At 62.3% G+C, this 17,644-nt stretch carries 14 protein-coding genes and 1 tRNA gene; 4 read left to right on the forward strand and 11 right to left on the reverse strand.

Annotation, left to right across the window (positions count from 1 at the left end):
* Positions 1–4: 4 nt before the first annotated feature.
* A complete protein-coding gene (phoR, locus tag ACEN8U_RS19105) occupies positions 5–1,318 on the forward strand; it encodes a phosphate regulon sensor histidine kinase PhoR (protein WP_015003357.1) in 1,314 nt (437 codons plus the stop codon).
* Positions 1,319–1,425: 107 nt separating this feature from the next.
* On the opposite strand, the gene ppk1 is transcribed toward phoR, so the two are convergent.
* Positions 1,426–3,489: a polyphosphate kinase 1 gene (gene ppk1, locus ACEN8U_RS19110; protein ID WP_041745614.1), complete on the reverse strand. Its 2,064-nt coding sequence runs from the start codon at positions 3,487–3,489 to the stop codon at positions 1,426–1,428.
* A 202-nt stretch (positions 3,490–3,691) separates the two neighbouring features.
* On the opposite strand from ppk1, the gene ppx reads away from it, so the two are divergent.
* A complete protein-coding gene (gene ppx / locus ACEN8U_RS19115; RefSeq protein ID WP_015003355.1) occupies positions 3,692–5,317 on the forward strand; it encodes an exopolyphosphatase in 1,626 nt (541 codons plus the stop codon).
* A gap of 118 nt (positions 5,318–5,435) precedes the next feature.
* Here ppx and ACEN8U_RS19120 read toward each other — a convergent pair whose 3' ends face one another.
* Together ACEN8U_RS19120 and sixA are read right to left on the reverse strand one after the other, a co-directional pair.
* Positions 5,436–6,248, reverse strand: coding sequence for a GNAT family N-acetyltransferase (locus ACEN8U_RS19120; RefSeq protein WP_013589107.1), 813 nt, complete (start codon positions 6,246–6,248; stop codon positions 5,436–5,438).
* 348 nt (positions 6,249–6,596) lie between these two features.
* Complete coding sequence (gene sixA / locus ACEN8U_RS19125) at positions 6,597–7,055, reverse strand: phosphohistidine phosphatase SixA (protein WP_015003354.1); 459 nt, start codon at positions 7,053–7,055, stop codon at positions 6,597–6,599.
* Positions 7,056–7,493: 438 nt separating this feature from the next.
* Between sixA and ACEN8U_RS19130 the strand changes: the two genes are divergently transcribed.
* Both ACEN8U_RS19130 and ACEN8U_RS19135 read left to right on the forward strand, forming a co-directional pair.
* The gene (locus ACEN8U_RS19130) at positions 7,494–10,094 is read left to right on the forward strand and encodes a glycoside hydrolase family 19 protein (protein WP_015003353.1); all 2,601 of its coding nucleotides are present in this window, start codon (positions 7,494–7,496) and stop codon (positions 10,092–10,094) included.
* Between the two features lie 3 nt (positions 10,095–10,097).
* Positions 10,098–10,583 (forward strand): hypothetical protein, encoded by a 486-nt coding sequence (locus tag ACEN8U_RS19135; protein WP_310106971.1) that lies wholly within the window; start codon positions 10,098–10,100, stop codon positions 10,581–10,583.
* Between the two features lie 817 nt (positions 10,584–11,400).
* Here ACEN8U_RS19135 and ACEN8U_RS19140 read toward each other — a convergent pair.
* The 8 genes from ACEN8U_RS19140 to ACEN8U_RS19175 all read right to left on the reverse strand — a co-directional run bounded on the left by ACEN8U_RS19140 (position 11,401) and on the right by ACEN8U_RS19175 (position 17,262).
* Positions 11,401–11,477 (reverse strand) — tRNA-Pro (locus tag ACEN8U_RS19140).
* 73 nt (positions 11,478–11,550) lie between these two features.
* Positions 11,551–11,709: a DUF3309 family protein gene (locus ACEN8U_RS19145; RefSeq protein WP_006051997.1), complete on the reverse strand. Its 159-nt coding sequence runs from the start codon at positions 11,707–11,709 to the stop codon at positions 11,551–11,553.
* A 229-nt stretch (positions 11,710–11,938) separates the two neighbouring features.
* Positions 11,939–12,115, reverse strand: coding sequence for a hypothetical protein (locus ACEN8U_RS19150; RefSeq protein WP_013589105.1), 177 nt, complete (start codon positions 12,113–12,115; stop codon positions 11,939–11,941).
* A gap of 284 nt (positions 12,116–12,399) precedes the next feature.
* Positions 12,400–13,776 carry an MATE family efflux transporter gene (locus ACEN8U_RS19155; RefSeq protein ID WP_015003352.1) on the reverse strand — a complete coding sequence of 459 codons (1,377 nt, stop codon included), beginning with the start codon at positions 13,774–13,776 and terminating at the stop codon, positions 12,400–12,402.
* On the reverse strand, positions 13,773–14,081 hold the full coding sequence (locus tag ACEN8U_RS19160; RefSeq protein WP_015003351.1) for a DUF2288 domain-containing protein: 309 nt from the start codon (positions 14,079–14,081) through the stop codon (positions 13,773–13,775). The genes ACEN8U_RS19155 and ACEN8U_RS19160 overlap by 4 nt, the downstream gene beginning before the upstream one ends.
* Before the next feature lie 945 nt (positions 14,082–15,026).
* Positions 15,027–15,353, reverse strand: coding sequence for a hypothetical protein (locus ACEN8U_RS19165; RefSeq protein ID WP_013589101.1), 327 nt, complete (start codon positions 15,351–15,353; stop codon positions 15,027–15,029).
* A gap of 100 nt (positions 15,354–15,453) precedes the next feature.
* On the reverse strand, positions 15,454–16,200 hold the full coding sequence (locus tag ACEN8U_RS19170; protein WP_051156757.1) for a peptidoglycan DD-metalloendopeptidase family protein: 747 nt from the start codon (positions 16,198–16,200) through the stop codon (positions 15,454–15,456).
* A gap of 153 nt (positions 16,201–16,353) precedes the next feature.
* On the reverse strand, positions 16,354–17,262 hold the full coding sequence (locus ACEN8U_RS19175; protein WP_015003349.1) for an aldose 1-epimerase: 909 nt from the start codon (positions 17,260–17,262) through the stop codon (positions 16,354–16,356).
* Positions 17,263–17,644: the final 382 nt, after the last annotated feature.

A 17,644-nucleotide genomic window follows, 5' to 3' on the forward strand; every position in this document is an offset into this window, starting at 1 on the left:
GACCATGAACATCATCTGGGCGCGCTCCATCGTTTCGATCGTGCTGCTCGCCATACTGTGCGTGGTGGTCGGCGCATTCGTGAACGTGAAGGCAGCATTGATCCTCGCGGTCGTCATGCTGCTCGTGCAGAGCCTCGTCGGCACCTTCCATAAAGAGCGTTTGTGGCGTTTGCTCGACGCGCCGGTCTACGGCGAGGTGCCGAGTGCGCCCGGCATCTGGGGCGAAATCTACTACCGTCTGCACAAGCTCGCGAAGCGCTGGCATGCGCAGGTGCGCCAGGTCGAGCAGCAGCACTCGCGCTTCATCCAGGCGATTCAGGCCTCGCCGAATGGGGTGGCCATGCTCGACGATCATGACCAGATCGAGTGGTGCAATGCCATCTCCGAAGTGCATTTCGGCCTCGACGCGAAGCGCGATCTGCGTCAGCACATCACGCATCTGGTGCGTCAGCCGGACTTCGTGCGGTACCTGAATTCGCACCAGTACGAAGAAATGCTGATCATGCGCGGCATGGGCGAGAAGCGGCAAAACGTGCTCTCCGTGCAGGTGTTCCCTTATGGCGAGAACCGCAAGCTGGTGCTGTCGCAAGACATTACGGAGCTGGAACGCACGGATGCGATGCGCCGCGATTTCGTCGCCAACGTGTCGCACGAACTGAAAACGCCGCTCACGGTGCTGTCGGGTTTTCTCGAGACGATGCGCGAATTGCCGCTCGCGGAAGCCGAGCGCACGCGCTATCTCGACCTGATGGAGCAGCAGGCGTCGCGCATGCGGCACATCGTCAACGATCTACTGGTGCTTGCCAAACTGGAGGGCGACAACAAGCCGCCGAGCGATCAGATGATCGACATGCGCGCGGTGTTGCGCCATCTGCGCGACGACGCGGAAAGCCTGTCGAGCGACCACCACACCATCACCTTCGAAGCCGACGAAGGCCTGACCGTCACGGGCGTCGAAACCGAGATTCTGAGCGCGTTCGGCAATCTCGTGACCAACGCGATCCGCTATACGCCTGACGGCGGTACGATCAAGGTGAGCTGGCTCACGCAGGGCGGTGCGGCGGTCTTCTCGGTGACCGACAGCGGCCTCGGCATTCCGGCCGCGGACATTCCGCGTCTGACCGAGCGCTTTTATCGCGTGGACCGCAGCCGCTCGCGCGATACGGGAGGTACCGGTCTCGGACTCGCGATCGTCAAGCACGTGCTGCAACGGCATGATGCGCAGCTCGACGTCAAAAGCGAAGAAGGGCGGGGCAGTACGTTTTCCGTCAGATTTCCGCTGTATCGCACGGCGCGGCGGCAGCCGGCGCATGCATGACAGCTGACGGTCGGAGAAAAAAAGCCCGCTGAGCAGCGGGCTTTTTTCTCGTGGCCGCGCGAGGCGCGTCGTAAGACTTCAGCGCTCGTTGAGGCGAGCACCCCGATTCACGAACAGAACTTCGCGAGCAGGCTCATCTGCGCGTTGCGCGAGGACTTGCCGGGCCGGCGTCGACGGTAATGGCCGTCGCTTTGCATGAGCCACGCCGATTGATTGTCGCCGAGAAATGCCGAGAGACCTTCGGCGATCACGCGGCGCTTGAGCCGCCGATTGTTGACCGGAAACGCGACTTCGACGCGGCGGAAGAAGTTGCGATCCATCCAGTCCGCGCTCGACAGATACACCTGCTCGCGACCGTCGTCGTAGAAATAATAAATGCGATGATGCTCGAGAAAGCGCCCGACAATCGAGCGCACCGTGATGTTCTCCGAGAGACCCGGTACGCCGGGCTGCAGCGAACATACGCCGCGCACGATCAGGTCGATTTTCACGCCAGCCTGCGACGCTTCGTACAACTCCGCAATCACCGTGGGTTCGAGCAGCGCGTTCATCTTCGCGACAATGCGCGCCTTCTTGCCCGCGCGCGCATGGTCGGCTTCGGCGCGGATGGCTTCCACCAGCTTCGGATGCAGCGTGAAGGGCGACTGCCACAGCTCGTGCAGCTTCAGTTCGCCGCCAATGCCGGTAAGCTGCTGGAACACGTGATGCACGTCTTCGCAGATTTTCGGATCGGCGGTCATCAGACCGAAGTCGCTGTAAAGACGTGCGGTGCGCGGATGATAATTGCCGGTGCCGAGGTGTGCGTAGCGCTTAAGCGTCGTCTTGCCGCCCACCGTTGCGCGTCGCACGATCAACATCATTTTGGCGTGACACTTGTGGCCGACCACGCCGTACACGACGTGCGCGCCGACCGCTTCCAGCTGCGACGCCCAGTTGATGTTGGTTTCTTCGTCGAAGCGCGCGAGCAGTTCGACCACCACCGTCACTTCCTTGCCGTTGCGCGCGGCCTGCATCAGCGCATCCATGAGCGGCGAGTCGGTGCCCGTGCGGTAGATAGTCTGCTTGATCGCGACCACATTCGGGTCCTTGGCCGCTTGGAGCAGCAACTCGAGCACCGGCTGAAAGCTTTCGTACGGATGATGCAGCAGCACGTCGCCCTGATCGATCACGTCGAACATGCTGGCGGCGTTGGCGATCGGCGCGGGAATGGCGGGAATGTGCGGCACGAACTTCAGGTCCGGCCGATCCACCATTTCCGGCAACTGCATGAGACGCACGAGATTCACAGGACCATTCGCGTAATAGCAGTCCTTGTTGCTGAGGCTGCTTTCGTCGAGCAGGCGCCGCACGACATGCGCGGGCGTTTCCGCCGATACTTCGAGCCGCACCGCGTTGCCCAGATGCCGCGCCGGCAGTTCGCCCTGCAACGCGACGCGCAGGTTGGTGATTTCGTCTTCGTCGACGAAGAGCTCGCTATTGCGCGTAATGCGGAACTGGTTGCAGCTGCGCACGACGAGATTGGGGAACAGCTCGCCGACAAAGCGTTGCAACAGCGAGCTCAGCAGCACGAAGCCATGCGGATAGCCCGATAGTTCCTGCGGCATGCGCACGAGCCGCGGTAGCGCGCGCGGTGCCTGCACGATGCCCATCATCGCCTGGCGGCCGAAGGCGTCCTTGCCTTCCAGTTCGACGACGAAGTTCAGGCTCTTGTTGAGCACGCGCGGAAACGGATGCGCCGGGTCGAGGCCGATCGGCGTCAACACGGGCAGCAGTTCGTCGAAGAAATAATTGCGCGCCCATTCGGTCTGCGCTTCGCTCCATGCTTCCGTGCCGTGAAAATAGATGCCTTCTGCCTCGAGCGCGGGAAGCACGGTGTCGTGCAGCATGGTGTACTGCCGATGCACGAGCTTTTGCGCACGCTCGACCACGAGGTCGTACACGTGCTGCAGCGACATGCCGTCAGGCGACAGCGCGCCGGGATTGTCGCGCATCTGCTCCTGCAGACCGGCCATGCGGACTTCGAAGAATTCGTCGAGGTTGCTGCTGGTGATGCAGATGAAACGCAGGCGTTCGAGCAAAGGGACGGCGGGGTCGGCAGCCTGCGCCAACACACGCTCGTTGAAACCCAGAATGCCCAGCTCGCGATTCAATAAGGGGTAGCGGATGGACATCGGCAGCGAGAATGGAATTTCGGATATAGGGGCGGAAAGACGCTCGGAAATTCTCACAATATGATGACATTGTTATGACATTCTCAATGTTATAAATTCTACGCTGTGTTCCTCGCCTGTCGTCAAGATGACGCAGTTCGTATGGGAGCATGGGGCACCCCCATCTCCGCGAGGTGACATCGTGAGCTCCGGTACGCTTAGAATGGCGTCTTTGAACAGCGCGGCCGGTCGCAAGGCGCCGGGAACCTCGGGCGGAGGTTCCGCCTTGCTCGCATCCACCGCTGCCGCGCTCGCGCGCATGGAGTCCGCATACCCGATGGTCAATACCCCACAACTCCTTGCTGCCGTCGATCTCGGTTCGAACAGCTTCCGGCTGATCGTCGGCCGGGTCGAGGAAACCGACGCCGGCAGCCAGATCTATCAGGTCGATGCGTTGCGCGAGCCGGTGCGGCTCGCCGCGGGTCTGTCGCGTGACAAGATGCTCGACCGGGCGTCGCAGGTGCGCGGCTGGGACGCCTTGAAGCGCTTCGGCGAGCGCCTGCGCGACTTTCATCCCGACCATGTGCGCGCGGTTGCGACCAACACGCTGCGCATCGCAAAGAATGCCGGCGAATTCCTCGGTGAAGCGCAAGCGGCGCTCGGCTTTCCGATCGAAGTGATTGCGGGCCGCGAGGAAGCGCGGCTCATCTACGCGGGCGCCGCGCATTCGGTGCCGGCGAGTCCCGGCAAGCGGCTCGTGGTGGACATCGGCGGCGGTTCGACGGAGTTCATCATCGGCTCGCATTACACGCCGATCAAGATGGAGAGCCTGTATATCGGCTGCGTGAGCCATAGCCGGGCATTTTTCCCCGCAGGCAACGTCGACGAATACACGATGCGTCAGGCCGAACTGGCCGCGGGCCGCGAAATCCAGATCATTTCGTCGGAATACAAAAAGACGGGCTGGGAGCAGGCCATCGGTTCGTCCGGCACGGCGCGCGCGCTCGCCGAACTCGTCGAGGCGAACGGCTTTAACGACCCCGGCGTTACGCACGGCATTTCGCGCGGCGGCCTCGAGCGCCTGAAACGCGCGTTGATCAAGGCGGAAAACGTCAATCGGCTGAAGCTCGTTGCGCTGAAGGCGGACCGCATTCCCGTCCTGGCCGGGGGTCTGTCGATCATGATCGCGGTGTTCGACGAACTGGGCGTCGATTACGTCGACACGACGGACGGCGCGTTGCGCCTTGGCGTGCTCTACGATCTGCTCGGCCGTTCGCAGCATGAAGACATGCGCACGGTGACCGTGGAAGGCTTCATGCGCCGCTACGGCGTGGACCGCCCGCAGGCGGGGCGCATCGGCGAGCTGGCGGTGCGTTTCTACGATCAGTTCGCGGAGCCGGACGAAGAACGCCGCGTCGAAAATCGCATGTTTCTCGGCTGGGCAGCGGCGCTGCACGAAATCGGCTTGTCGATTTCGCACAGCGCGTATCACAAGCATTCGGCGTATATCGCGAGCAACGCGGACATGCCCGGCTTTTCGCGCACCGACCAGGCGCGGCTCGCCTCGCTCGTGCTCGGTCATGCGGGCAAGCTCGGCAAGCTGTCGCAAACGCGCGAGGTCGAGTGGCCGTTGCTGTTCTGTCTGCGGCTCGCGGCATTGTTGTGCCGCCGGCGTGCCGACGTCGGGCTGCCCGGCATTACGGTCGCGCAGGCGAACGGCGGTTATGAGGTGCGTTTGCCCAATGAATGGGTCGCCAATAATCCGCTCACTGACTACAGCCTGATTCAGGAGGCGGCGGAGTGGGAAAAGGTTGGCATTCCGTATCGAGTGGTCTATACGGACGACTGATGCATGACGCCGAGCCTTGCCCGCGCTTGGGCGAAGCAGGCTGAAGATGAAGAAAAGCCCGGTTTTTGCCGGGCTTTTCTGCTTGTGTGTTCATGCACCTGGCGCTGCGCGTGCGCGCCTAGCGCGGCAATGCGTCGCCGAGGAAGTGGCGGGCGTAGCGCGCATTGATGTCCGAAAGACGGAACAGGGTCAGGAAATCGGCCGTATTGAAGTCCGGGTCCCATGCGGGCGCGCCGCAAATCTTCGCGCCGAGACGCAGGTATCCTTTGACGAGCGGCGGAGGCGCGACATTGGCGCCGGTTTGCAGTTCGTCCACGGGCAGCGGCGTGTGCGCGAATGCGCGATATTCGGGCGCCGTGAGCGCGCTGTCGCGCAGCGAGCAATAGAGGTTTGCTGCATAGTGGCCGCCGTCGACCATCGCGACGCTCGCGCAGCCGAGCATCGTCTCGTAGCCGTTGTGCTTCATATAGGCCGCAAGGCCGGCCCACAGCGACATGATCACCGAGCCGCTGCGATAGTCGGGATGCACGCACGAGCGGCCCACCTCCACCATCTTCGCGCGCAGATGCGTGAGACGGGAGATGTCGAACTCGCTTTCCGCGTAGAGGCGTCCAATGCGCGCCGCCTGATGCGGCGGCAGCGCGCGGTAGGTGCCGACCACCTTCAGCGTATCGAGGTCGCGCACCAGCAGGTGATCGCAGTATGGATCGAACGAATCGACGTCGAGGCCGGCAGGGCCCGCGAGGCGCGCGCCCATTTCGTCGGCGAACACACGGTAACGCAGACGCTGCGCCTCGCGAAGCTCTTCGTCGGTGCGAGCCCACGTGACTCGCAGCCGATGTTGCGCGGTAACCGTCTCTTCCGCGCGGGGCAGGCGACGCGACTCGAAGATCGAAGCGAGGGGCAGGGTAGGCGTCGGCAGTTCTCGCATTGGGGCGTCCTGGTCGAAAAAGGGTGAGTCTTTTTTCGCCAATGTAGTAACGCCCGGTGACGCTCGCGTGGCAAAGCTGTGACGATTGGATGACTGGATGTAAGCCAGTGGATGAACTGCGCAGTGCGATGCTCGGTTGGCCGCCAGCCTGGCTGCTCGGTTACCCGATTATTAGACCGTTTGCGGAGCGGCTTACTGAACTTCTTGCTCAGCTGCCAGCACACTGGCTTCTACGTCACGTGGCTCAGGAATTCTTCGAAGCCGCTAGCCCACGCGACGGCCTGTCATGGCATGCGGCACGCCAACGGCAGCCTGGCACAGGAGCACGCGCGCGACGTGTCTCGTCGGTCAGACGAGGTCCGGCGTCATCGCCGCGAGCAGCACCGCCTGATCGTCACCGTGACGCTCGCGGCTCTCGATCCACCAGAGGCCTGCTTTCTTGACCGGCCAGCTTGCGTCGCTGCCGGCGAGCAGCTTCGCCGCGACATGGCCGAGCGTCGGCTGATGACCGACGATCACCACCGTTTCGGCGATGCCTTTCGGCCAGCCGGCCGCATTGAGCACGTCAGGCGCGCTTGCATTCGGCGCGAGCTCGCGCACGACGCGGTAATGGTCGCTGAGCGTCTCCGCAGTCTGGATGGTGCGCACGGCGGGGCTCGCGAGGACCACGGCGTCGTCCGGCAGCCGCGTGCGCAGCCATTTCGCCACATTCTGCGCCTGCTTGCGGCCGCGCGTGGTGAGCGCGCGAGCGAGATCTGTGGCGGCATAGTCTTCGGCTTCGGCGTGACGCCATAGAATCAGATTCATGCGGGCTCCTTGTGTCTGCGTGTACGAGTTGCAATGCGCTGCGCGGTGCTGCGATGGTGTCCACTGTGGCATGCGCGCGCAGCGCGCTGCAAGTCGGGTGAGTCGGCAGGCTGGTTGCCTGTTTGCCGCTTGTTTCTCATGCTCTCGAGCATGCCATGCGCGGATGCCGCGGGTGCCGCGGGTGCTTTAGCAGATCGCGGTCCCGGACGCGGGCGGCGCACTCAAATGTTCCGACATGCGAAGGTCCATCACCCCATCGGGTGCAAAGCAGCAGCGCAGAAACGCAAAAACCCGCGAAGCCGAAGCCTACGCGGGTTCTTTGATCCAGATTTGATTTTGACGATTGTTTGCAAAAAATCAGACGGGCACTGATTGACGCTGGCTGCTGGCGCAAATTAGCGTGGTGCGACCCTATCCATACACCAGCGCACCGCATCCATGACGAACAGCCCAGTGCCGAATCATCCCCAGCCGCCCGCAACCCACCTCAGGCAACTGGCCTTTGCCTTCCCCTTCCGGCGCAAGGCGCAGGGCAATGCGGCGGCCCAGTTCATGGACGAGCACGACATTTACCGGTTGCTCGCTGCGAGCGAGCCATCCGGATCGTACCTCGCCAGCCGCAAGGGCATGTGGCACGGCGGCATCCACGTCACGGAGGCAGGCGCGGGCCAGGCGCTGGATCTTGATGCCGGATTGCGATGCATCGCGGACGGCGTGCTGATCGCTTACCGCGCCAACAAGGACTACCCGGTAAGCGAGCTGGCAATTGAAGGCAGCAGCGCGCCGTTTCAGGCCGCTTACAGTACGGGCTTCGCCCTTGTGCGCCACGAAATGGAGTTTCCGCGCGGCACCAAGCTGACGTTGTACAGCCTGTACATGCACCTCATGTCGAACGCCGACTACGAGAGCAACTTTCCGAAGCGGCAGAAACCGGCGTACTGGTCGCGGCAGTGGCAGGTGACGCAGTACGCGCAAGACAGGCCGTCGCCGCGACCTGGACAGACTGCGGACCCGTCGCAGGTGGGGCTGCATGTGCGCAAAACGCCTAATGGCGCTGCTGTGGGCATCCTGCCGCAGGGCGCGAGCGTGACCATCGGCAAGACTCAGACGGTCCACGGCGCAACGTGGGGCCAGCTAACGGACCTTAACGGTGCAACGCTGTATGCGCCCATAGCGGGAGACTACGTCGCGGCCTCTGACGCCATTGACGGCTGGATCTACCTGGGCGCGCAGAACGGCGGGCCGGTCGCGGAAGAAAGCATCCGCGATTCGATCTTCGACCGGATTATGGTCACAACGGACCAGACGTGCAGCGCTGGCGATCTGCAGGGATCGGGCGGTGGAATTCCCGTCAAGGCGGGCGACCTGATGGGCCACCTTGGCCGCTATGACGCGCTGGACCGATCTTCGGCGGCGGCGCGGATGGCGCACATCGAGGTGTTCTGCGATGGAAGTATCAGGCAATTCATCGAGGCTGGACGCGCCTGGGTTGACGCCAACTGCATGAACCCGGCCCAATGGAGTCAAATCGGTTTGTCGCCCGAGCCGACGATGCTGCGCGTTCAAAATGGGACCACGCTGTACGACATTGCTCCGAACGGAGGCACGCCACCGCAAAAAAGCGCGGCGGCGAAGCAAACCGATGTCATCCAGGTCGAGGCGTCCGCTGTGCTGCAAAAGAATGCGGCAGGCTCGTTCATGGAAACGACACCAGGCAACGACGGGACGACGCGACACTGGTGGAAGGTAGACGGCGCAGACGTGCAACGCAATGCGATTTCGGGATGGGTGCGCGAACAGAGCTTTGCCGGTGGTCGCGTGACCCGCGAGTTTCCGCAAAGCTGGATCGACTTCGATTGTCACGACGAGGACCACGACCCTACGCATACGATTTTCGCGACCACGAGCGACTATATGGATTACGCGCTGGGCAGTGATACACCCGGTGCGGGTTCGCTTGGCACGCTCAGCCCGCTCATGGCTGCAATCTACCGCACGCTGTACCCGACCGGTGACGGCAGTCACGCGGCGGATCAACTCTGCGGTTCCGGTTCGGAGGCGCAAGGCGGGGGCTTTCCGTGGGCGGCCTTTCGCGCGTCGCGCCTCATTGCGAAGCACGAAAGCGAATGGGCCAACCCGGCGAAGTGGCAGGAACTGGTAAGCGCCATCGAGCAGCGCACAGGGCCAAAGGCCGAGCACGAAGAGGAAAACAAGCGCATTGCGAAGCTGGTGTGGTGGGATGAGGTGGCGGCTGGCGTCGCCGGCTTTCCCGGCTCCGATGTGTATCACATCAATCCGATTGCGCTGGCGGCGAACTTTCAATTTAGTAGTTCGTTGATAACGCTCGCGATGTTAAAGGCAGTCGAGCCATTAAACTCGGATGCCTATTACGAGAGCATTTTGCCGTACCTAAACAGGTACGCTTTAGCCTATCAGGTCAACACGCCGAAGAGAATTGCGCATTTTCTTTCGCAGGCGGCGCACGAAAGCAAACTTAGATCATCCGAAGAGGGGCTGGACTATAGACCTCAAAAAATGCGGAAAACTTTTGGATGTAAGGGTGGCCCAGGGAACTACCAATCAAGTTGTGACGATTGTGCGCATGGCCGATTGCGAGATAAACTTTGGTCTCAAGAAAATTACTACGCGCATAATCCGGAGCATCTTGCAAACTATGTATATGCAAATCGTATGGGAAATGGTGGTGAAGAAAGTGGGGATGGGTATAAATATCGCGGGCGCGGATTCATACAGGTAACGGGCAAGGATGGATATCAATCATTTCAAGACGAGCACAACCGAAGGTCACCGGAAAGCATGCAGGATTTCATTGGGAATCCGAATTTGGTATCGACTCAGCTGGAGTACGCTGTTGAATCCGCCTTTGTTTTTTGGGCGCGAGTTAACCTGAATTCAACATCTGATGCCGGGACGGTTGCTGAGGTAACCCAAATCGTAAATGGCGGCCAGAACGGGTATGCGGACCGGCTTGCTCGGTACAATGCAGTAGCATCTTTGTTGGGTTTGCCGACGGAGTGATTAATGAATTTTAGTCAATTTGGCACAGCATTTGTGCTGGGAATCGGGCTGGTCGCGGCGGCGCATGCTGAGGGATTGTGTAAGTCCGGAGAAGCAGCGATTTTTAACTGCAAATTACAGAAATCTATTTCATCATTGTGCCGGTCCAGTGATGCGCGCGTTCTAACGTATCGCAATGGAATCGAGGGAAGATTAAATCTTGAAATTTCCGATGGCGGCGGGGAGAGACGGAGGGTTTTTCACTTTTCCAATATACCTTATTCCGGCGGCGGTGAAGCGCATATTCGGTTTTCAAGATCGGGATATACATATTTTATTTATGATAAAACTGTAAAATCCGATGACGGGACAATATCGTCCGCTGGAGTCGTCGTTTATAAAAGTGATAAAAAAATCTCCGACCTTGTTTGCGGCAATGATGCATCCATACGTGAAGTTGCATATCATGTAATTACAAAGGAAGCCTATCGAGCAATCGGCGCGAGGTAAAATAATTTGTCCCGAATTTATTCAATATCGCGCTGTGGAACAATGTTTTGCCGCCACCGCGTTCTTATGTGATTCGGGCAAGTCACCACAGACATGCGCCGCCCCCGCATCATCGGGTGGCGGTGTTGCGTCCGATTGCGACAGGCCGTGTGCCGCAGTAGCTTTTTGTCCTCACTCACCACTGCGGTTGATCCGCGCGAGAGGCGACCCTATGCCGCGCGACAAATCCTTTGCTAGGCACTACGCGTTGCGGGCCGTACTGAAGGTCGCGGACCCTTGGGCGGCAAAGTACGTGGAACCGGCATCTGCGGAGATGTGGACGCCGCGTTCGACGTCGCATCGGCACTCAGCGACGCAAGGATACCCCGTCCAGCCCTTCGTGAGTACCTGTCTGGCGCGGCACTTCTGGGGCTTTCAATCAGTCTCGCGAGGGCCGGCTATAGCGGGACACTCAGCGACGTTGCATGCTGGTTTGCGATGAGGTTTGCCGAGCCTGGGAGGAAGCCGCTGGTGCCGGCGGCAGAGGTGCCCGGCACGTCGATCGGTGCTGTCTTGGACGAGCGTAATGAGGCTGAATCCGTGCTAATGCGTCCGCGTGCCGCACGTGCGGAAGGTACACCCGATGAATGGCAAAAGCGCTATGAAGCGGTGGCGGCTGCAAACCGTGCCGCAATGTACGCACTGGTGCATCGACTGAAGCCATAACGCCAGTGCGAGAACGGGCGGATCGAGCTGAACGATTTTGCCTACACAGCGCCTACATGAGTGCGCAAAACAAAAGCCCAACCGGTTAAGGTTGGGCTAATTGCTTGTTTCGTGGTCGGAGCGAAAGGATTCGAACCTTCGACCCTCTGATCCCAAATCAGATGCGCTACCAGGCTGCGCTACGCTCCGACGAATCCGAGATTCTAAGGGGCAACAGGTGCCAGAGTCAATCGCGAATTGCGTCGGAGCGAGGCGCGCCGCGTCATATGCGTCCTAGAACCAGTAGCACGATAACGATGATCAGCACGACGCCGAGCACGCCGGTCGGGCGGTAGCCCCAACCGCTGCTATACGGCCAGGTCGGCAGCGCACCGATCAGCAGCAGGATAAGCACGATGAGCAGGATGGTTCCGATCGTCATTTGAGTTCTCCCTGTCCGGCCCCGACGGATAGTGGGCCGCATGGTTGATCCGACGCACGCTGTGTGCCGCCGCAAGCGACGCACAACGCACGCGCTTCTTGCAGCCACCGGATCAGCAACACGCGTGCCCGAGACCGGCCCCCTTCGTCAGGCCAGACAAAAGCGCGCGCACACGACATCCACCCGCGGGCGCGGGACGACCTGCAGACGAACCGCGCAACCGCGGGGTTTAATGCCGCCGGCGCATCCAGTGCGGCATGTGCATGTGCTGATGCGTCACCCAGTGATGCAGCATGCCTTCGCCGTGTTCGCGGCGATAAGTCCGCGATTCGAAAATGGACAGGGCGAGCAGCACCGCGAGACCTACTGCGAGTCCGACCAGACCTGCAATCGATTCAGCGTCCATGGCAGTCTCCTTTGACGTCCGGCTGTGACTTCATAGTAGGTCACCCATCGCGAAATGGCAGTGGCGGCCGCGCGCGCGGCGTCGTGGAATGCCCGTTGCGGGTAGACTTCCGCGCTCCCGTCTTAGGTTTCATTTTCGTTAGAGAGATTTGCGTCCATGTTCCGCGTTTCGATGATTGCATTGCTGCTCGCCGCGAGTGTCGCCGGTTGTACGAATGGCCCGTCCGGGCGCCGCGCCGGGCCGCCGCAGGATCCGGCCGATTACCACGGCGTGCCGACCGACACTCACCCGCCCGCGATGGTGCCCGCGCCCGTCGCACGCTGAGCCCCGGGGCCGGCCAGCGCGCGAACCAGCTCCGGCAGATGGCGCGCCAGCGTCACGCCGCGCGCGGCCATGAAGAGCAGCATGGCAGCCCACAGTCCGTGGTTGCCGTAGAGAGCGAGGAGCGGCCACGATGCGCCCACGAAGATCGCGAACGACACGATCATCGACGTCATCAGTTCGCGCGTGCGCGTCGCGCCGATGAACACACCGTCGAGTACATAACCCGCCACCGACACCACGGGCGACACCACTGCCCACGGCAGATAGCGTTCGGCGGCCACTCGCACGTTTGGCTGATCCGTCAGACGTTCGACGATCCACGCGCCGGCGCCCGCGTACACGAGCGCGAAGCCGACCGCGCCGAGCGCCGACCACCACGCCGTCGCCTTGATCGCCTGCACGAACGCATGCCGGTCGCGCGCGCCGATTGCCGCGCCGACCAGCGCCTCCGCGGCGTGCGCGAAGCCGTCGAGCCCATAAGCCATGAAGGTCTGAAAGTTGAGCAGCAGCGCATTCGCGGCGAGCGTGGCGTCGCCTTGCCGCGCGCCCAGGTGTGCGAACCAGCCGAACGAGAGCAGCAAACACAGCGTGCGCACGAAGATGTCGCGATTCAGGGCGACGAGCCGCTGCAGCGCTGCGGCATCGAAGAGAGCAGAGCGAGTCAGCGGCGGCAGTCCGCGCGGCCTCGCGCGCCACAGCAACGCGACTCCGAGAACGAAGCCGAGCGCGTCCGCCGTCGCGGTCGCCGCGCCGATTCCGGCGACGCCCCAATCGAAGCGATACACATACAGGAACACGGCGGCGATGTTCACGCCATTGATGAACACTTGCGACAGCAACGCGAGCCTCACGCGCTGGGTGCCCAACAGCCAGCCGAGCACCACATAGTTGCCGAGCGCGAGCGGCGCGGCCCCAATGCGCGCGTGGCAGTAGAGGCGGGCGTTGCGCTGCACGGCGTCGCTGCCGCCGAGCGCGCGCAACGCGTAGTCGATCAACGGCACTTGCAGCGCGAGCACCACGGCGCCGATTGCCGCCGCGAGCAACAGCGCCCGGACCACGTTATCGCGCAATCCGGCGTCGTCGCCCGCGCCGTGCGACTGCGCGACAAGGCCCGTCGTGCCCATGCGCAAAAAGCCGAAGCTCCAGAACACGAAGTTGAAGAAAAGGCCGCCGAGTGCCACGCCGCCCAGATACGACGCGCCGTTCAGATGGCCGGCGACGGCGGTATCGACTGCACCCAGAATCGGCTGAGTCAGGTTGGCGAGGACAATCGGAAACGCGAGTGCCAGCACGCGGCGGTGGCAGCTGACAGGCAGCGCGGGCGCCGCTTCGCTCAATGGCGCTCCTGCACGCACACCCACGGCGAGACGACCACCGCCCACAGGTCCGGGTCCCGTGCGGCGAAGTCGGCGGCGGTTTCCGCTTGCACGCGCTCGACGAGCCCGGCCGACAGCCATTGGGTGACCTGCGCGGTGTCGTCGTTGGCGATGGCTTCCGCCACGCTCACGAGATCGAGGTCCCTCGCGACGCGCAGCAGCATGCCGCGCGCAAAAAAGCGCTCGAGCTCCGGCCAGCCGATTTTGGCGGTTTCGGCGAGGAGCTTGGCGTACAGGGGGGTGTGGGTGGCGTCGTGGGAAGTCATCGTAAGCGGATTCTGGCGGGGTCGTTACTATAAACCATCGGCGATGGCAGCCTGCGTCCGATTCTGAACCTTCACGCTGCCCGGTTCAACGGCCCGGAATTGGCGATTGCACATCATGTAAAACGATTGCCGGAGAGCCGGCTATCACTTTGGGCGGGTTTGCGCCTGGCGAGGCGAATGAATAACATCAGATTATTGGTAACGAGAGCGGATGATTTAAAACTCGATAATTCGTCGGCAGATTTAGAGAATGGTAATTCGCCATTTGCGAATGTGCGGTTGCGACATTTTGGCGGAGAGTTTCGGCGAATGCGGCTATTTGATCGAAAAGGTGCGCTGGCGCACTAAGCACTTCAACCCGCATTGAGCCGCCGAATCACGTCGATTGCACGTGCCGCGGGGCGGGGCCCGATTTTCTTCAGCCTAATTGCCGCCGGGTGGCATCCGCCTTGCTACATGCGGGTTTCCAGCCTGTTAAGCCGCTTTAATCGCACTGTTAATCAATCTGCAGTGAGCGGAATGGCGGGCCGCCATTGCCGTTTATTTGAGCGATTTCTGGTTCACAGAGCGCGAAATCCGTGCGTCGCATCACATTGGTCAGGAAATTAATATATTGCGCTTGTAAAACCCCGTTGTTAAATTTGGTTCTGGCGCATGGTGAACCGGTCCTTTGCCGATATGCGCCGAACCCCCGTTAGCCCGGCTTCGCGCCGGGCTTTTTTTTGCGGCGTTTTTACGGCGGTCATTGCGAGTACACAGGCGAGGCGGATCATGAAGCTTACATTTTCTTTCGCCGATTATGAACGGGGTCATCATTTTCGTGGCGCTGTGGCCCATGGGGTGCGCGGCGCTGCTCGCCTTCGCCGTGCGCATCGAACCGCGTTCCGGGCGCTGGCGGCGCGGCCGCCCGGACTCGCCGCCATCCGGCGGCGCAGCCCACCCACGTCATTGCTTGCAGCGAACCACCATCGAGCGGTTTTTCACATTCGCACCGAAAATACCGCCGACGGTACCGCCGGAAGTGGCGCCGTTATCCACGTCCTTCGATACGACGTCGTAGCCATAGTTGCCGCATACCTCGCCCGCGCGTTTGTAGCATTCCGCCCAGCTCGTGCTTGCGTCGCTGCCGCTGCAGTTGATCGCGAAGCCCGTGTCGCCGCTCGGCAGGTAGGTCATGGTGGTGGTCGTGGAGCAGCCCGCGAGGCTGCCGAGTGTCAGCAGGCCGACGCCGATCGCCGCGGCCGTTGCGACGGACGCCAATGCGCTCTTCATTGCAGAATTCCTTACAGATGACATGAAAGGCGTGGCGCGAGGCCACGTGTGCCGGATTGAGCGTTTATAGCACGCGGGGTTCCCTAGGCCGCCGACTCGCCTAACGCGGCGGCAAGGCTCGCGACGGGTCGATCGAGCGGCCCTGATAGCGCAACTCGAAGTGCAGCATGACGCGGTTGGTATCGGTATCGCCCATCTCGGCGATCTTCTGGCCTTGCGCGACGGTTTCGCCTTCCTTCACGAACAGCGCGCGGTTGTGCGCATATGCGGTGAGATACTCGGCGTTGTGCTTGAGAATCAGCAGGTTGCCGTAACCGCGCAAGCCATTGCCCGCGTACACCACCGTGCCCGCTGCCGCCGCCACCACGGGTGTGCCCGCGGGGGCGGCAATGTCGATGCCCTTGGAGTTCGCGCCGTCGAAGCCGCGAATCACGCTGCCGCTAGTCGGCCACACGAGGGAAATGGACGACGCGGGCGCGGACGGCGCATTGTCGGCCGCCGCAGAGCGCGTGGAAGCCGAACCCGCAGACGATCCCGCCGCTGAACCCGCAGACGCACTCGCGCTGCCGGTGCCGCTGCTGCGCACGGCGCCGCTCGTCGCGGTCGCGCCGTTGGGCGGCTCGACGCGCAGTACCTGTCCGACCTCGATGCTGTCCGGGTTGGTCAAGTTGTTCCAGCGCGCGATGCTTTGCACCGATTGCCGGTGACTGCGCGCGATCTTCGAGAGCGTGTCGCCCCGTTCGACGCGATAGAACCCCGGCCCCACCGGCGCCGACCCGCACGCGGCGACGAGCGCCACCAACGACACGCAGGCGAGTCGTTTAATCATTCTTGTTGTTCCAGGCATTGGACCTCGCAAAGCGCTGCCGCGCGCCGATCCCGATCACGCGGCAGGTAGAGACAAAGCGTCCGATTCTAACGGTTTTGCGTTGCAGCATCGCGAAAACGGGCAGAGGCGCCATTTTGAGCGCACCGGCCCGCGCGTGGCGTCACTCGCCGTTCAGCGGCGTTTGCCCACATGAATGCGCAACGCGGCGGCTTCGGTTTTGCCCGGTTCGAGCCAGCGCAGCCCCATCCCGTTATGAATCGCATCGGGCAAGCCGAGCCAGGGCTCGACGCAATAGAAGTCGGACTCCGGCGCTTCGGTCCACGTGGTCACGCAGTACCACGGCACGGAGTTCGGCCGCTGCAGGTCGATCGTGATGACGCGGTCAAGGCCCGGCGCAACGAGCTTGACCGGCCGATCCGGCACGCCGGTCAGGCAATGAAAGCGGTCGTGGATGCGCGCTTCGTCGAGCGTGTAGCGCGCTTCCCCCGGCTCGGCCGCGCTGATCGAACCGTCGTCCTGCTGGAAGCGCCGTTCGGTGGGCGGCAATTCGAGCGACGTCTGCGCGCGCTGCGTGTGCGGCAGCGTGAAGTAAAAGTGATGGCCGGCGTAGTAGGGCAACGGTGCGTCGCCGGTATTGGCGGTGGTCAGCGTGACGTCGAGCGTGTGCGCGTCGACGAGCGTATACGCCGCTTCAAAGCGAAAGCCGAACGGGTAGCCGGCGCGCGTCGCCTCGCTGTCGGTCAGCACGAGGCGCAGGCCGGCGCCGTGCACGTCCGCGTGGGCGTCGAACGGCAGATCGCGCGCAAAGCCGTGCATGGGCAGTTCGCGCACCGTGCCTTGCGCGTCGCGCCAGTAACCGATCTTGCCGTCCACGCGATGGCGTCCGAGAAACGGAAACAGCAGCGGGTTGCCGCCGCGAATGCGCGCAGGCTGGCTCCAGTCCGCGTGTTCCGGCCAATGAATCACTTCCTCGCCGTCGATGACCCACGAAAGCAGACGGCCGCCGGCTTGCGGCGCGAAGCGGAGCACGGAGGCGTCCTGGGCGATTTCGAGAATGTCCTGCTGCGGTGAAAGAGGCATGGTCGATGGCGTGATGAAAAAGGGTTGAGCCTGGGGCAGGCCCGGCTGACGGCGCTTCGGCGGCGGGAGAGGCAGGCCCCGGCAGCGGCGCTGCCTCCGTCTTTCAGACGATTTCCTGCCCGCCGCACCGGCAAGCCGGGCCGGCCGAGACGACGATTTTGCTCTGCTTTGCGCTACGGGGAAACCCTTCTCGGGAAATTGCGAGTGTCGCGAGTTGGCCGTTCTTGCCGATAATCCGTCTCACTGCCCGGTGATATCTACCGCCGGGCGAGATCGCTCAGGAGGCGTCATGGATCTCGCAATGGCAATGGGTGTCGCGCTGTTCGGCATGTTCACCGCCAGCACCGTCTACTTCTTTTACAAGCTCGAGCGTTGATCCGCG

The sequence above is a fragment of the Paraburkholderia phenoliruptrix genome (assembly GCF_047325075.1).
Lineage (GTDB): Bacteria > Pseudomonadota > Gammaproteobacteria > Burkholderiales > Burkholderiaceae > Paraburkholderia > Paraburkholderia phenoliruptrix.

What these genes read in the sequence shown, in the direction of transcription:
- ppk1 (WP_041745614.1), bottom strand. Translation starts at nt 3,489, where the DNA reads ATGTCCATCCGCTACCCCTTATTGAATCGCGAGCTGGGCATTCTGGGT.
- ppx (WP_015003355.1), top strand. Translation starts at nt 3,692, where the DNA reads ATGGCGTCTTTGAACAGCGCGGCCGGTCGCAAGGCGCCGGGAACCTCG.
- sixA (WP_015003354.1), bottom strand. Translation starts at nt 7,055, where the DNA reads ATGAATCTGATTCTATGGCGTCACGCCGAAGCCGAAGACTATGCCGCC.
- ACEN8U_RS19150 (WP_013589105.1), bottom strand. Translation starts at nt 12,115, where the DNA reads ATGGACGCTGAATCGATTGCAGGTCTGGTCGGACTCGCAGTAGGTCTC.
- ACEN8U_RS19160 (WP_015003351.1), bottom strand. Translation starts at nt 14,081, where the DNA reads ATGACTTCCCACGACGCCACCCACACCCCCCTGTACGCCAAGCTCCTC.
- ACEN8U_RS19165 (WP_013589101.1), bottom strand. Translation starts at nt 15,353, where the DNA reads ATGAAGAGCGCATTGGCGTCCGTCGCAACGGCCGCGGCGATCGGCGTC.
- ACEN8U_RS19130 (WP_015003353.1), top strand. Translation starts at nt 7,494, where the DNA reads ATGACGAACAGCCCAGTGCCGAATCATCCCCAGCCGCCCGCAACCCAC.
- ACEN8U_RS19175 (WP_015003349.1), bottom strand. Translation starts at nt 17,262, where the DNA reads ATGCCTCTTTCACCGCAGCAGGACATTCTCGAAATCGCCCAGGACGCC.
- ACEN8U_RS19170 (WP_051156757.1), bottom strand. Translation starts at nt 16,200, where the DNA reads ATGCCTGGAACAACAAGAATGATTAAACGACTCGCCTGCGTGTCGTTG.
- ACEN8U_RS19135 (WP_310106971.1), top strand. Translation starts at nt 10,098, where the DNA reads ATGAATTTTAGTCAATTTGGCACAGCATTTGTGCTGGGAATCGGGCTG.
- ACEN8U_RS19120 (WP_013589107.1), bottom strand. Translation starts at nt 6,248, where the DNA reads ATGCGAGAACTGCCGACGCCTACCCTGCCCCTCGCTTCGATCTTCGAG.
- phoR (WP_015003357.1), top strand. Translation starts at nt 5, where the DNA reads ATGAACATCATCTGGGCGCGCTCCATCGTTTCGATCGTGCTGCTCGCC.
- ACEN8U_RS19145 (WP_006051997.1), bottom strand. Translation starts at nt 11,709, where the DNA reads ATGACGATCGGAACCATCCTGCTCATCGTGCTTATCCTGCTGCTGATC.